Annotated in this window: 12 protein-coding genes; 5 read left to right on the forward strand and 7 right to left on the reverse strand. The window is 66.0% G+C overall.

Annotation, left to right across the window (positions count from 1 at the left end; all coding sequences use genetic code 11):
- The first annotated feature begins 611 nt into the window (after positions 1–611).
- Both R4I43_RS28165 and R4I43_RS28170 read left to right on the forward strand, forming a co-directional pair.
- Positions 612–1,292 (forward strand): ribonuclease HI, encoded by a 681-nt coding sequence (locus R4I43_RS28165; protein WP_324268724.1) that lies wholly within the window; start codon positions 612–614, stop codon positions 1,290–1,292.
- Between the two features lie 1,329 nt (positions 1,293–2,621).
- Complete coding sequence (locus tag R4I43_RS28170) at positions 2,622–4,094, forward strand: helix-turn-helix transcriptional regulator (protein ID WP_324268725.1); 1,473 nt, start codon at positions 2,622–2,624, stop codon at positions 4,092–4,094.
- 1,020 nt (positions 4,095–5,114) lie between these two features.
- On the opposite strand, the gene R4I43_RS28175 is transcribed toward R4I43_RS28170, so the two are convergent.
- From R4I43_RS28175 to R4I43_RS28190, 4 genes are all read right to left on the reverse strand, one after another.
- Complete coding sequence (locus R4I43_RS28175) at positions 5,115–5,966, reverse strand: aminoglycoside phosphotransferase (RefSeq protein ID WP_324268726.1); 852 nt, start codon at positions 5,964–5,966, stop codon at positions 5,115–5,117.
- A complete protein-coding gene (locus tag R4I43_RS28180; protein WP_324268727.1) occupies positions 5,966–6,712 on the reverse strand; it encodes an AAA family ATPase in 747 nt (248 codons plus the stop codon). The genes R4I43_RS28175 and R4I43_RS28180 overlap by 1 nt, the downstream gene beginning before the upstream one ends.
- A gap of 7 nt (positions 6,713–6,719) precedes the next feature.
- Positions 6,720–7,607 (reverse strand): radical SAM protein, encoded by an 888-nt coding sequence (locus tag R4I43_RS28185; protein WP_324268738.1) that lies wholly within the window; start codon positions 7,605–7,607, stop codon positions 6,720–6,722.
- Between the two features lie 405 nt (positions 7,608–8,012).
- Positions 8,013–8,420 (reverse strand): zinc finger protein, encoded by a 408-nt coding sequence (locus R4I43_RS28190; RefSeq protein WP_324268728.1) that lies wholly within the window; start codon positions 8,418–8,420, stop codon positions 8,013–8,015.
- A 173-nt stretch (positions 8,421–8,593) separates the two neighbouring features.
- Here R4I43_RS28190 and R4I43_RS28195 point away from each other — a divergent pair, with 173 nt between their 5' ends.
- Positions 8,594–9,832 carry a helix-turn-helix transcriptional regulator gene (locus tag R4I43_RS28195; RefSeq protein ID WP_324268729.1) on the forward strand — a complete coding sequence of 413 codons (1,239 nt, stop codon included), beginning with the start codon at positions 8,594–8,596 and terminating at the stop codon, positions 9,830–9,832.
- Here R4I43_RS28195 and R4I43_RS28200 read toward each other — a convergent pair.
- Together R4I43_RS28200 and R4I43_RS28205 are read right to left on the reverse strand one after the other, a co-directional pair.
- Positions 9,804–10,415 (reverse strand): NUDIX hydrolase, encoded by a 612-nt coding sequence (locus R4I43_RS28200; protein ID WP_324268730.1) that lies wholly within the window; start codon positions 10,413–10,415, stop codon positions 9,804–9,806. The genes R4I43_RS28195 and R4I43_RS28200 overlap by 29 nt on opposite strands.
- Before the next feature lie 590 nt (positions 10,416–11,005).
- Positions 11,006–11,491, reverse strand: coding sequence for a DUF6624 domain-containing protein (locus R4I43_RS28205; RefSeq protein ID WP_324268731.1), 486 nt, complete (start codon positions 11,489–11,491; stop codon positions 11,006–11,008).
- Positions 11,492–11,909: 418 nt separating this feature from the next.
- Between R4I43_RS28205 and R4I43_RS28210 the strand changes: the two genes are divergently transcribed.
- Positions 11,910–12,380: a hypothetical protein gene (locus R4I43_RS28210; RefSeq protein WP_324268732.1), complete on the forward strand. Its 471-nt coding sequence runs from the start codon at positions 11,910–11,912 to the stop codon at positions 12,378–12,380.
- A 124-nt stretch (positions 12,381–12,504) separates the two neighbouring features.
- Complete coding sequence (locus tag R4I43_RS28215) at positions 12,505–13,896, forward strand: ParB/RepB/Spo0J family partition protein (RefSeq protein ID WP_324268733.1); 1,392 nt, start codon at positions 12,505–12,507, stop codon at positions 13,894–13,896.
- Between the two features lie 120 nt (positions 13,897–14,016).
- Here the strand turns inward: R4I43_RS28215 and R4I43_RS28220 are convergent.
- Positions 14,017–14,600 (reverse strand): transposase family protein (locus R4I43_RS28220; RefSeq protein WP_324268734.1); only part of this gene is annotated, 584 nt, incomplete at its 5' end.

Below are 14,600 nucleotides of genomic sequence, written 5' to 3' on the forward strand. Positions count from 1 at the left end.
GTTCGGCGAGCGCGCGGTTCACACGGCTGGCGCCACGGTCCTCACCAGTCGACGACCAGACGACTGTGGGGTTTGTCGATGACGAACCGGGGATCAGCGGCTTCGAGGAGGTCGCGGTGGGCGTCGGTAGCCTCCGGAAACCAGGCTCGGGGGCGTCGGTGCCTCGTTTGCGTGCCCAGGTGGCGTCTTCGCCGGTGTACTTGTACTTCCCGACGGCCGCCCACCGGAGCGGACGGACCCAGCAGCGCCAGGACATCGTCGACCACGCCCGAACAATCGCACGCGCGGCTGATCAGCAGATAACGCAAACCACACCCGCCTCGCATGAACGGGGCGGCGTCCGCGGTCGGTCAGGCGTGTCTGTTCGGGTGGATCTCCGGTGGAATCCCGCCGAGTCGCTACTCGGCTGATGAGCTCCTAGGTTCCAGCGCACCCATCGAAGTACTCCTCGCGGTCGGTGTGGGCGGGAGATTTCTCGACGGCTCGACTTCTGTGTGATTTGGCGCACAGTACTAAGGTGCGAGCCCGCACGGGCGTGAACACTTCTCGCACCTTCACCTGCCAGTGCGCTGGTAGAAACCCGTGCACGGGCGGGTTTAGCGTGCCGGGCTATGACCGAACGCGTGATCGCCGCAACGGACGGCTCGGCCCAGCCCAATCCCGGACCGACGGGGTGGGCGTGGGTACTGGGAGACGCTCAAGGCAGCCCCATCCGCGGGGAGTCCGGGTTTCTGGGACATGCCACAAACAACGTCGGCGAACTCACCGCGGTAGCCGAACTGCTGGCCTCAACAGATCCGGCCGTGCCGCTGGAAATCCGCATCGATTCCCAATACGCGATGAACGTCGCGACCGGGAAGAACCGGGCGTCCAAGAACCTCGAACTGATCGCACGCATCAAGCAAACGCTCTCCGACCGGGACGTGACGTTTACGTGGGTCGCCGCACACCAGGCCGACGGCGACCTCCTCAACGCCCATGCCGATCACGCAGCCCAAGACGCCGTCCGCAACCGCCAAGGACGGCACTGGACGGCAACCGACTTTCAGGCGCTCGACCTCCGCCACGAGCCAGTTCAGCCTGATCACTCCCGCGCACCCATGCCCAAGCCTGGCGGATGCAAGGCGACGACCAAGGCCGGGAAACCCTGCCCCATTGACCCGCGCCCCTCGGGGCTGTGCCATGTGCACGACCCTGCGGTGCAATGCCAAGCGATCACCAGCAAGGGACGCCGGTGTTCGGTGGCCACCGGAGGCGGCCGGTGCGACAAACACCGCGACCGGCTCCTCTAGTCGAGACGCGAGGACGAAATCCCGTTGTGGCCATGAGCCGTCGATTGTCGATCGGGCGGCGGGATCTGGGAATCAAAGCACCTGCGAATCGCGTGGAGAACGGCACGTAGGGCGTGGGGGTCTTTCGCTCGTTCCACTGGATCATCTGGCATAGCAAAATCTGGAAGGGGTAACAGCATCGTGGGCATGTCTGGTGGCAGGTCCCAGCCGAGATCTCCAGACCAAGCGGTGACGTAGCCTTCTTGTCCTCGGTGTGCGGAGTTCCTGCCCACGGGGGGCTCGCAGGTCATCGCGGCGTTGACGCCGGCCCGACGGAAGAAGCCCGACCGAGCTCATCGGCGAGGGCGTCGATGTTGCGTGCGGTGAGATGAAGCACGGATGCTGCGGCTCTGGCCGGCACCAAGACCGCGACGCCGCGCATTGAGGGCTTGATTCGCACAGTCGTGGGGTTTCCGAGGCTGTCTTCAACAGTGATTTCTCTCCAGTGCATCACTGGCTCCCTCTGGGTAACGCCGAGTTGCGGGCAGCGGTGGGCAAGAGTTGTGGGGGTGGCCGACCGGGGACGAGTTGCAGGCGCCAAGCGCTACACACGGGCTGGTGATGTGTTGGCTTGCCGGTCCCCGGTCGGCACCTTTCCCGGGCGCCCCGTCCGACGAGCGGAACGGGTGCCCGGAAATCAAGGGCTCTCGCGAGCGATCGGTCGATCGGCTGCTCGAGGCGGCGTGTCGTCGACGAAGTGCACCGGCCACAGAACCTGGTCCACTCTGTCTCTTCCGTCGTGGACGGGGCTGGAGCGTGTTCTGCGGGTGTGCGCGGCCGCGGCGTGCCAACCCTCGGCCACCTTCTCGGGTGAGGTGCTATCGAGGAGAGCGAGAAAGAAGCGGTCGGTTCGGGGTTCGTGTCTGACCGGCATCAACGCCAGATCCCGAACGGGGCCCGTCGGGTGGTATTCTGGGCCTTCAGGATGGGCGGATACCTGGCACGCCTCAGAACCAGCAGGAGTCGGGACTTTCGTTTTCCTCACCCAGCGCATGCGGAGGGCGTCGGTAATCGTGGAGACAAACGAGGGCACGACGGGACTCCTTTCCCTCGGTGTGGTGCAGTGCGCCGGGGTCAGCGCACCGCCCGGCTCGTTAGACACGACGCGCCCCGTGAACGTGCTCGTTCATCAGTGACGCGTTCCTCGTGACCTGACGTGATGACGTCTCTAAGTTCACCAGCGGACCCGGGCGCAAAACGACCACGAGTAAGTCCCACCGATAGCCCATTTCGAGGACATCGAGGGGACATTCCTGAGCTTTGGGGATAGCACGGCTTACGGTGGCTTCCGTGTCCTCCCCGGAGCCCCGCATACCGAACACCGTGCTCGTACGTCTCCGTGAGAACGCTGGTTTGTCACAGCAGGACCTCGCCGACGAACTGACCACTCTCGCCGCCACCCGCTACGACAAGTACCCGCAGATCACAAAGAAAACGGTCGGTCGATGGGAACGTGGCGAGGTCGTCTGGCCCCAGCCGTTCTACCGGCGGCTACTCGCTGATCTGTTCCAGTGCGCAGGTGACGAGCTCGGGTTCCGTCGGCCGCGCCGTACCCACACCGGCGAGGACAATGTGGAGCCCGTGCGGACTTGGACGTTGGAACCCACGTCCGCCTCGTCAGAACCGCTGGTAGACGACAGCCAGACTGATTGGTGGCAGGTACGTGCTGCGCTGGGACGACACAGGCGGGGTCTGGCGGTGCTCGCTGAATCCCTGCATCGCGCTCATCGGATCCCCGGTCTGGCACACACTGGTGCGATCAGTGTGCCAAGCTGGCTGCCCGCCGTGCCCATACCGCTCAACGAGGTCCGCCTGACGTTGGATCCTTCCGCAGCGGAACCCGAAATCACCGGCGACGAGCCCGAAAGCACCGGCGTCCGACCACTCGCCACTATCGATACCCGGTACCATCGCTATCACGCTGCCGTCCGAGACCTCGCTGCTCCGCGGCTGTTTGAGAATCGGCTCTGCTTCCGATTGATGGAAGTCGACTGGAGCGTTCCTGGCTTGCGGTTCGGCCAGATGGGCTTTTTCGACGCGGTCGACACCAACGAAGCCTTGGCCCACGAATTCGCTCTACACCATCTGGCGATCGACGGGGACCACGAAACAATCGTGGGCCGTGCCTCCCTGCGGCGACTTGCGTTCCGCAAACGTCTCGCCGACCCGTTCGACCTGTCCCGGCGTCCGCTGATGGGCGCCATCGGCACACTCACGATCAGGGGCGGCACGAGCCCCAGCATTGTCCTCCACCAGCGCGACACCACCAAGGTCGCCGGTGGTGGCGGTATGGCACACCTACTGCCCGCCGGCATCTTCCAGCCTTCCTCGGTCATCCCGGCCGCCGTCGCCGCGGACTTCTCGATCTGGCGAAATATCCAGCGCGAGTACGCTGAAGAGCTCCTTGGCCACGGTGAATATGACGGCTCAGGCAAACCCATCCAGTACGAAAAGTTGGAACCGTTCGCCACCATGGACCAGGCAGTGCACGAAGGCCGCATCCAGGTGTTCTGCCTCGGCATCACCCTCGACGCACTCACCTTCGCCGGCGACATCCTCACCACCGCCGTGATCGAACCCGACACCTACGACGAACTGTTCGCTCACACCGTCGATACCAACGCCGAGGGATCCGTACCACGACAGATGTTCCCCTTCGAAGAAAACACCCTCACCTGGCTCGCGAACTCCCAACAGCTCTCACCCGGCGCGGCCGCCGCCCTCCACCTCGCATGGACCCACCGCCAACACCTCCTCACCTGACCCCGACTACCCCCGATAACCGCTCGTCAGAGACCTCGCCGACGGCCATCGCACGGAATACGGGGTGAACTCGAAGTAGGTCCTCGCCACCGCCTCGAGGACCGGTACCGGTTCCTCGAACCACCCGTCGGCGGCCCGTTCAGTCCGGTCACACGGCGGTTCTTGACGATCTGCAATGCGCTGTTCGACAAAGTCGGGCAAACGCGACTCAAAGCGGACACGATCACAGTTACTTACGGGCGAAGCCTTGACGAAGACACCAGTGACGCAGAGTATTCACCCCGCGCATGCCCTCTGACCTGCGATGACGAGGCATGTGTGACTGGTGGGACGTCGGGGTCCTGCCGAGTCGGGGCGGGCGGCAGTCGGGGGGTCGCCCGCCCCGCCACTACCGCTCCACGACTTAGTCTGAGCTGAACGAGGAGCTGAGCCAAGGTGTGATGAACGACCTCCCGTGACGCGACCCCAAGACGAGGGACCGGACCGCGCGCCGGCCCTCTCGTCAAGGCCGCGCCGGGAGCAGGAAGCAGCCGAGCTCCAGCCGTGCTGATGCCAGCACCTCTGGCACCTGCCCCGGTCGCCGACCGTCACGCAGCGCCAGCCCGTGCGTTCGGGAACCACAACCGCCATACTAGAACTCGAGTTCGATCGGGTGCACCCGGAGCCGTCGTGGAAGCGGGGCGATGATCGCCGGTTCACGCCGGCGCGTCCGGTGTGGGTGAACTTGGCTCGCCTCTACCCACGCCCGACGGAGGTACGCCCATTCCCCGAGGGCTGGGACCTGCAGGCAGGGGTGCCCGGTGAGCAGACCGCGTGGTTGAAGACCACGACGGGCGGATGGGTTGCCGAAGTCCGCTACAGCGTCCGCCGTGGCGATGGCGGTCGCGGCGTACCGCATACCGCGTGGGTGCCCGCTGAGGCCGTACGCCTCCGCCAAGACGCCCCGGCCCGCGAGGATCGCAAAAACTGAACCGACCTGGGTCGACGCGCACACCGGATCCACGCGGGCTGTTTTGTCGATCAGGCGGGTCGGTTGAGAAGTGCGCGGGCGTGGGCCCACAGGGCATCGGCGAAGTCGTGGCGCTGGTCCATCTCGACCCGGTGCAGCAGCCGGGCCGTGGCGTAGAGCTGCGCGACCCGTCCAGTCGGCGAGTCGAGGATGTCGGCGAACGCCGAGCGGACATCGCGGTATGTGTCGGGGTTGAGCAGGCTGCAACACAGCAGGGTTGCCGCGTCGATGCCGGCCGGGCCGCGTCCCCAGCCTTCCCAGTCCAGCAGCCCGAATTCGGGCTGCATGAGGTTGTTCCAGTGCAGATCGCTGTGCACGGTCTCCCACCGCTCCACGTGGGTGTCGAGCTGGTCGCCGAAGGCACCACGGATGCGACGGGTGACCCGTTCCTGATCGGCATGGGTGCGGCGGGTAGGAGTGGCCGCCAGCGTGGCCAGCGTGTAGCGCAGGGCGGCCCACCACGCCGGATCAAGCCGCAGCGGTTGCACGGGCGCGTCGTCGGTCGAGCACGGCCGCCCCGGCAGTCGGGTCGCAAGCTCGGCGCGCTGGTGACGTCCGTCGGCCCATTCGGTCGTCCCCAGGACCCGGGGGCGCGGGATGCTCGCCGGAAGCATGTTCGCCTCGGCGTTGCCGGTCCAGAACTCGCCCGAAGCCCACTCCGGGAACTCCGAGACCACGCGCAGCCATCGAGGCGCGCCGTCGGCGTTACGGGCAGGGGCGCCGATCGAGCGCAGCCGCCACCCGAAGGCAGGTTCACCCTCGATCTCGACAGCGAAGTGCGCGGCGGCGCGCGTGAGGTTTGCGCGCATCCACTCGGTGAATCGACGGTCGGCCTCGGCGACCTCGGCAGCGCTCGGGCTCATCAGTCGACGATGTGGCGTAGGTAGTGGTCCGGATTGGCCAGGTAGCGGCGCCAGTGGTCGACGAGTTCGAGTTCGTCCCACTTGATCCGCCGGAACCCGTGCTCGCCCACTTCGATGACGTCGGCACCCGGCGTGGCCGCCAGGATCGGCGAGTGCGTCGCGCACACCACCTGCGCCCCGGACTGGCCGAGCTCGTGCATCAGCGCCACCAGCCGCAGGCAAGAGGTGAACGACAACGCGGCTTCCGGTTCGTCCATGACGTAGAACCCGGGCTTGTTGAACATCTCCTGGAACACCGTCAGGAAGCCCTCGCCGTGCGACATCTCGGCGGTGTTGTCCTCCCAGTAGCCCGGCACTCCACCGAGGTTCTCGGTCATCTGAAACGCCGTCTCCGCGCGCAGGAAGAACCCCTGCTTCCGAGACCTGGGGCCGCCGAGCATCCGAGACCCGGCCGCCGTAGTTTCCAGCGTCAGCACCTCACCGAGCGGCGTCTTCACGGCATCGGGTCGACCGCGTTTCGCCGCCAGCCGGCCACCGTAGGAATCGAGCTTGAACCCCTCGGCAATGGCCTCGACCAGCGTGGATTTGCCGGACCCGTTGTCGCCCACGAAGAAGGTCACCGGAGCCTGAAAAGTCAGGCCCTCCTCGGCGAGCTCGGCCACGCACGGCACGGTGAACGGCCACCGGCCGCGCTCAGCGCGGCCGGGGCGGTTCGCCTCACGAATGTAGGCGCGACGGACGTACACCGGTCTCCTAGGCGTCGTAGTTCGGTTGACACCCGCCGTTGGGCCCGCACGGTCCGGCCCCAGTCGGCCAGCACGACGGGTTGCAGGCAGGTCCACAGTTCGGCCCGCACTGAGGATCGCACGCAGACCGCGGCCGGGTGGCGAAGTGGGTGCGCAGTGTCGCGCCCGTCTCGGCCATCCGTGGGCCGGCCAGGATGTCGGCAAGCGCACGCTCGCGCGCGTTGCCCACGGGCATCCAGCGGGAGAACACGCACGGCCATACCTCCCCGGTCCGCGAGATCGCGATCTTGTCGTGGCCGCAGTGCCCGCACAGCTGATCGAGGCCGGCCTGGCCAGTGCGGACTCCGCGGCCAACCTCGCGGAGCCGGTCGGTGCCGATCTCGGTCACCCCGAGCTCATGCAGCTCGGCGACCGCAGGGTCGCTGCGCTGGCCGTCCCACAGGTTGACCACGCCAGCCCGCACGGGAATCGACCGCCGAACGGCCTCGGCGATGTTGGCCTTCGTGCGCGGGTAGGTCGGCCGCTTCGTGATCTGCGCGTGCTCGGCAGCATCAGTCGAGTAGTACGAGGTCGCCAGCCGCACGCCCGATTGCGCGAGGACTTCCCATAACCCCGGCGTGACGTGCACGAGGTTCGAGAACACCTCGACCTCGACTCCGCGCGTACGTGCGTGGTCGATCAGGGCGGGTAGCGACGGGTGCAGCGTCGGTTCGCCGCCGATGAACTGCACCATCCGCGCCCCGACCTCGGCCGCTTCGTCGATCACCCTGCGCCAGTCGGTATCGGCCATTCCGCCGTGGTCGCCCGCAGGGCCGGATTCGGCGTAGCAGTGCCGACATTCGAGTTGGCACCTGCCCGTGATTTCCAACCACACGAACGAAACAGTTGCATCCACAGGAACCTCCGATTTCGGTGGATTGACTGGCCCGGCCGGGATTGTCGGGGTGTCGGGGCCCTGCCCCGGCCGGTTGGAGACCGGTGTTGGTACCGAACGAGGATTACGGCACCAACACCGGCGACTGTTCACGAGCGAAGTGCTCCGCGACGCAATTCGGGCAGGCGCGCGGAGATCACCGAGTTCGATTTCCCGGCATTCAGACCGCACAGAGAGAGGCCGAATTGTTCGGGCTCACGCTCGTGCACTTGCCCTTGTCATCGGTCCACACATCGGCGACACTCGCCATCGTCGGATCCCCTTGACGTTGTGCGTGTCCGGTGCAGCCCGTGCCGCTCCTCACCGGCCCCGCCGGGAAGCCGCGCGCCAGCACAGAACCATCCTGTGTCGCGTCGTGGCTTGTGCTCATGGGCGGGCCGCCGTCTCCTCGATCACCGTCGGCCGCCAAGCGATGCCGAGCAGCTTGCGCACGGCCTGGTCACAGCCGGGACAGGTTTCCCACAGCCACGCCATCTCGCCGCGGGCTGACGTCACCGTCTCGCCACACAGCGTCGTGATCTCAACTCCGTTCGGGTAAATCGAGCAGCCTGGTGGGTACGGGTCGACGCTCGCGTGCCGCCGACCAGCTGCAGGTGCCCAGTGAAAAGGGTGCGGCTGAAAAGCCATGGCCGTGTCCTCCATGACCAGGAAGATGTCTGTCGCACTCACTTTCACCGTTTCCAGCGGGATGGAAAACGACGAAACCGCATGCGATATACATGCCGCGAATATCTGCACGTGACCGGGAGGCGTGGTCCATATACTGATCGTCACGTTGGACTGATGGGGTGAGGATGGGCGCAAAGGACACCAGGGCATGCCGCACCTGTGGCAGTCTCCTGGGACGCGACCAGAACGACGTGCTGTGCAGCCCGTGTCGGCGGAAAGCTGCGCCCGATGCCCCTGGCCCCGAACCGAAGCAAGCGGGGTTTTGGCAGCGTCCCGCGTTGGCCGAAGCGCTCCGCTCCCGACATTTCGGACGCATCTTCTACGCGTATCGCTACGAGCACCGACCGGTGATCACTCAAGCGGCATTGGCACGGTGGCTCCACATGACGCAAGCCCAGGTCAGCAGATTGGAACGCGTGACGAAGGCTCCTACCGACCTCGACAAGCTCGCGTTGTGGGCTTCCACGCTCCACATCCCCGAATCTGAGCTGTGGTTCAGACTCCCGCCGCGCACGGAAGCGCCACACAGGCGCGCTCACAAAACCGCTTTTGGGTGGTTCCGCGGCACTACGCTGCCGACTCTCATGCAGAAGACCGAGCGCGCGCCTGTCACCATTGAGTCAGTCAAGGATACGACGGCGATGTTCCGCGGTCTCGACAATCGTTTTGGCGGCGGACATGCTCGTGGCCTGGTTGGCGCCTACCTCGCCGACGAAGTCGCCCCCGCGATGCACATCTATCGTCAAGGCCAGGACCACATCGAGTTCGTCGTCGCCGTCGCCGAGCTCAATCAGCTGGCAGGCTGGATGGCGTACGACGTCGGCGACAACCTGGCGGGGCGCCGGCACCTGCAGCAAGCTCTGCAGCTCTGCCAGAGGGCGAGTGACGACGCGCTGTCAGCGGAAATGCTCGCGGGCATGAGCCACCAAGCCGCACACGCCCGAAACGGTGCGGTCTCTGTCGGCCTCGCACAGGCTGCCCGAGATACGGCCGCTGGCACTGGGTTGGCCGCCCTCGAATCTGAAACCGCCGTCATGGAAGCTCACGGACTGGCACTGCTACGTGACAAACGAGGCAGTATCGCAGCCCTCAAGGACGCAGAAGACGCCTTCAGCCGAGCCGACCGACAAGATCATCCGCACTGGCTCAGCTACTACGACGCCGCATACCTCGCCGCGAAGATGGCCCACTGCATGCGTGAGTTCGGCGAGCTGCGCGCCGCCGAGCGGTTCGCCCGCCGCTCGTTGGAGATGAGCGCCGGCTATGAACGCGGCAAGCTCTTCAACACAGCGCTGCTCGCCTCCATCCTGGCCGAACTGCGGGAAATAGATGAGGCGTGCGCTGTTGGTCGTGACGCGCTGCAGCTCGGGCGCAAGCTGCAGTCAGCACGCACCGTTGTGTACCTGCAAGATTTCGCCACCCGGCTCCGTCGGCACCAGGCCGCACCTGCAGTCGCCGAGCTCGCCAGCGAGCTCGCCGCGATCGGAATCAGCCTCGATGCTGAGCCAACAGCTTGAACAAGGCGACCTGCGCTGCCGCGCCGGGAATCTCGCCCTTCTCGATACGCTCGGGGATCTCGGCGAGCGGCACCCACTGAACACGTGCCGTCTCGTTGATGTCAGCAGGCTTACCGGTGTCTTCAGCTCCTTCTGCCAGGAAGAGCAAGTTCTCGAAGTCAGCCGTCCCGGTCAGCGGCTGAAACCTACCGAACGGACGAATCGACCGAGGGCGCCAGCCGGTTTCTTCCTCGACCTCGCGGGCCGCGGTCAACGCGGGGTCCTCATTCGGGTCGACGTAGCCCCCTGGCAATTCCCACACCCACTGGTCGAGGACGAACCGGTGCCGATAGATCATCAGTACGTGATCCGAGTCGACGACGAGGGTCATCGCTGCCTTGGGCATGCGCAGGACGTACTGCTCGAACGTGACGCCGTCCGGGAGCTCGACAGACGCGATACTGAGTTTGAGCCGTCGAGTGTCATCGATAATTCGTTCGCCATGGATGGTCCAAGTCGCCAGCGCGGGCGCGTTCGTCTCGTTCGCCACGGAGCGAAACGCTACCGGAACGCCGCGTACGGCCTCCACAACGACATTGGTCACAGCAAACTACTCCCGGTACCAAGCTCGGGACTGAGATCAGACGTTGCCTTACCATCTCGGACGGGGTCGCAAGCTGCAGTTGATCTACTGCGAAGTCCTCAGGAGCATGGTCAATGCAGCGGCTCCAGAGATCTGCACGGTCAGGCTAGCGCCGAGGTCGTCACAGATCGTGAAGATCGAACCAGGCCGCCCACCATCGCCTCCAGGGACAGTCACGGTGACCCGGGCCTCGGGCTCGCGGCGCGACCAGGTCCTACCTGCTGTAGAGGCCAGGCGCCGACATCGTCCTGCTCATGGGCCCCGGCACCATCACCAAGGAGAGCGCACCAGTGGATGCGCGCCATCGTCTCGGCGTCCCAATCCTGCTCGACAGCCCCACCAATACGACCAGCTAATGGGGCATCAACATGGAGCGTCCGGGGGCAACCGTTTCGGCCATCACCACCAAATCGATGTCTGTATCAAAAGCGCGACCGTTTCCGCGATACAGCCCACACGGGTTCGAGATTCGCTATCCAGGGTTGCCGCCGATGCCGGAGATGCGACCAGGCAAATCTGTCCGGTCAGTCGGTCCACAGGTCCTCGGCGCATCACGCGACTTCGACGTCCGCCCCGCTGACCGGTGGTAGACCGAACTCGGCGCGCCAGGTGTTCACCTGCGCAGGATCGACGAGCGGGAAAAGCCGATACCCGCGACCGTCACCTGTATCGACCCACTGCGTCCCGAACCTCTGCGGCCTGCGCTGACGGGTTTCCACCCGGTCCGCCAGGTAAGCCCAGTCTCGGGCCTGCGCCTCACCCCGATCGACCGCCGCACGCAGCAGTCCAACCCACTGCTGTTGATGTTCGGCGTCGGCGTGCTGCGCCAGCAACCACGCCGCGTGCGCCGCCTCGGTGCCGACCAGCGCGTGACCCGGCCACCCGTGCTCATCGATCACCAGGTCCAACCAGGCGGTGTTGTCGTGATCGATACGACGAACCTCGCACCACCCGCTCGATCCCGGCTGGTGCTGGGCGCGCGCCTGCTGATCCCGCTCAGCCCGACGTAGAAGCTCCTCGCGGAGTCCGGTGTCCACGCGCGGAAGCCTAGGCGGGACGCTGCAGCCGGCATGAGCTGACCAGGGAACTCGCCTCGGATGTGGGGTATAGGGCACGGCTTTGTCAGTGGCTCCCGCTACGGTGACGCGCCCTGCTGATCCCGCTCCTGGTGCATCGCGGCTGTGCTCCTGCGCCTGTAGTCCGGTTGTGCCAAGTCGCCCGGGAGCGGGTGGCGCGTTTCGGTGTTTCTGCCTGCCCGGCAGTGTGCTGGACGCCGGGCCTCTCCACGCAACACGGGCACCCCGAAGGGGACCCCGCCCGTGTTGCGTTCCGGGCCCGCCGCCCAGCCGTAGGGCCGCAGGCAGAACACCCAAGCGCCACCGCCCCGTCTGCTCGGCTGGGCGGTGTTTGTGGGTTCTGCCCTTTTCTGGTTCCTACGGAAAAGGACTAATAGCTATGGATTTGCCGAACATCACGGTGTTTCGGTATGGCCCCGACGAATCCCGCGTCTTCCTCAATGACGCCCATCTCATCGGCGTTCTGGAACACTCCAGCGGCGAGGAACAGGTGCGGGTGAGCTTCTACGGCCCGTCGGGTCAACGCTTCGCCCTCCCGCAGGCTCGGGGGATCACCGATGCGGTGACGTCGATCATCATCGCAGCACTGCACTACGACTACCGCCCCCACGAGATCGCCGTCGGCTACTTCACCCCGTGCGGCTACGGGATCTGGTGCCCGACCTGCCACGTGGCCGGCACCGCACTGTCGCGCTACTACAACGACCGCGTCGAGGCCGAGGAACGCGCCGTGGGCGACCACGAGGACCTCTATGGACAACCGGCTGTGCTGGTGCCCAAGCCGGGCCGCCTCGCCCCGGATTCTGCTCCGCCGAATGCGTGGCCGACCACCGACCACGACCGGACCTGACCACCCGCGAGCACCGACTCGCGCACCCTCACATCAGAAGAACACCTGCGAACGCAGCGGCGGGGTTGGGCCTGTGCCCGGCCCCGCCGCTGAGTGTTTCGACCCCGCTGAATGGAGATCTCCCATGGCAACGACCGAGAAGAAGCTGCCTTATCTCGACGATCTCGATCCGAAGGATCTGGTGCTTCGGAACAATCCGCGCACGATCTCGGACCTGGAATCCGAGGACCCGGAGATGCTGGCCAGTATCGGCACCCACGGCGTCCGCTTTCCCGTCCTCGCCACCCCTACCGACGACGGTCCTGCGGTGATCGATGGTTTCACCCGCGTCCTCGGCGCCCTGCACCACCAGCAGAATCAGGTGCCGGTGTTGCTGGTCGACGAGGCCGAGGCAGCGGCATGGCAGCGGCTGGTGGATCAGTGGATCGCCAACGAGCATCGCCGCGGGCTCGGTGAGGCCGACAAGGCCGTGATGATCGAGCAGATGGCCCTGTACGGGTTTGACTCGGATGACATCGCCGAGCAGCTCACGACCGATGTCACGGTCGTCAAGGCAGCGCTGAAGGTCCGCGGCAGCGCGAAGACCACGTCCCTGGCACGCCAGCATGATCAGTTGGACATGTTGCAGCTCGCCGCGATCAGCGAGTTCGAAGACGATGAGGACGCCTATACCGAGATCGTCGACACCCTGCACCACCAGCCCGCCCAGCTGGGTCACGTGATGGCCCGGCGCCGCCAAGAGCGTGAGACCCGGCAGGCCCGCGACGCCGAGATTCAGCGCCTCACCAGCGCCGGTGTCACCGTCCTCGACGCCTCCGAGTTGCCGGAGGCCTCGCGGCCGTTGTCGGCGTTGAAGGACGCCCAGGGCGAAGCCCTGGGCGACAAGGTCGAGGAGCACCAGTCCTGCCCCGGGCATGCGGCAAGCGTGCGGACGATCTACACCGGTGAGGCTCGTGTGTCCTGGCATTGCCTGGCCTGGAAAAAGCACGGCCACTACCCACGCTCCGATGCGTCTGGCCCCGGTGGGGAGCAGGGTTTGTCCGAGGAGCAGAAGGCCGAGCGGGCGCGGGCACGCAAGTACCACCCGCAGTGGCGCGCCGCGCTCGAGGAGCGCCGGTCGAAACTGCAGGAACTCCTGCAGCGCAAGACGCCCCCGAAGCAGGCCCGCCAGTTCCTCGCCTCCGCCCTCGCCGCTGGCGACGAACGGGTGGCGAAGGCGATCAGTCGCGGGAACCGCTACGCCCGCACCGTGCTGGGAGACAAACGCATCGACCGGCTTGCCACGGGTGGACGTCGGATGACCGAGGACCAGGTCACCATGCTCGAACTCGGGCTCGTGCTCTGCGCCTACGAGGAGGCCTACGACGCCGAGCACACCGTGAGCACCTGGCGCTCCCCCACTGCAGCTGATCAACGTTACTTCGCCGCGCTCGAGAGCTGGGGCTACACGCTGTCCCCAGTGGAACAACTCGTTCTCAACCCCGACAGCGGCAGCTCGAGCAGTCAGGCCGCCTGAACCTCGACTGATTCGCGCATCTCGCGGCGGGTTCGGCTCCCCCACGCTTCACCGTCGGGGACCGGGCCCGCCGCGCCTCGTTTGGAGGGGAGGTTTTCAGTGAGGTGATCTCAGTAGGGGTTAGGTCAGGCGGCCGTGTTCGTGGTGGGTGAGTACGAGTGCTGCTTGGACGATGCGGCCGATTTTGCGGGGGCTGGTGGTGAAGTGGCGTAGTGCTTGCCAGCGTCCGGTCAGGAGGGCGAAGGCGCGTTCGCCGGGAGCGCGCAGGCTGCGCAGGAGCTGGTTGTAGGTGTGGTTGTCGGTGGTGAGTGGGCTGCCGGGGTGTTTTTTGGAGCGTTTGACCGGGGTGTGGATTCCGGCGCCGGCGCCCTGGTAGCCGGCGTCGGCCAGGGTGGGCAGGTCGAGCTGGGAGGCGGCCCAGTGCAGGGTGCCGAGGAGGTGTGTGTCGGCGGCGGTGATGTCGTGGACCGAGCCTGGTTCGACGTCGCTGACCCAGATCGGGAACCCGTCTGGGAGGGCGAGAGCTTGAATGTTGCCGCCCTGCTGGCGGGTTTTCCCGGAGTACCACCGGTCAATGACGGTGTTTTTGGCGCTGATGGTCTTCTCGTTGACCCGGTCGCAGGAGAAGATCTTGCCGTCGCAGATCACCGAGGCCCAGCCGTCGTCTTTGGCCTGCCGGAGAGCTTCGTGCAGGTCAGGGTGCT

The sequence above is a fragment of the Saccharopolyspora mangrovi genome, from assembly GCF_035320975.1.
Taxonomy (GTDB): Bacteria; Actinomycetota; Actinomycetes; order Mycobacteriales; family Pseudonocardiaceae; genus Saccharopolyspora; species Saccharopolyspora mangrovi.

Coding starts and splice junctions, on each gene's coding strand:
- R4I43_RS28165 (WP_324268724.1), top strand. CDS start 612: ATGACCGAACGCGTGATCGCCGCAACGGACGGCTCGGCCCAGCCCAAT.
- R4I43_RS28175 (WP_324268726.1), bottom strand. CDS start 5,966: ATGAGCCCGAGCGCTGCCGAGGTCGCCGAGGCCGACCGTCGATTCACC.
- R4I43_RS28210 (WP_324268732.1), top strand. CDS start 11,910: ATGGATTTGCCGAACATCACGGTGTTTCGGTATGGCCCCGACGAATCC.
- R4I43_RS28215 (WP_324268733.1), top strand. CDS start 12,505: ATGGCAACGACCGAGAAGAAGCTGCCTTATCTCGACGATCTCGATCCG.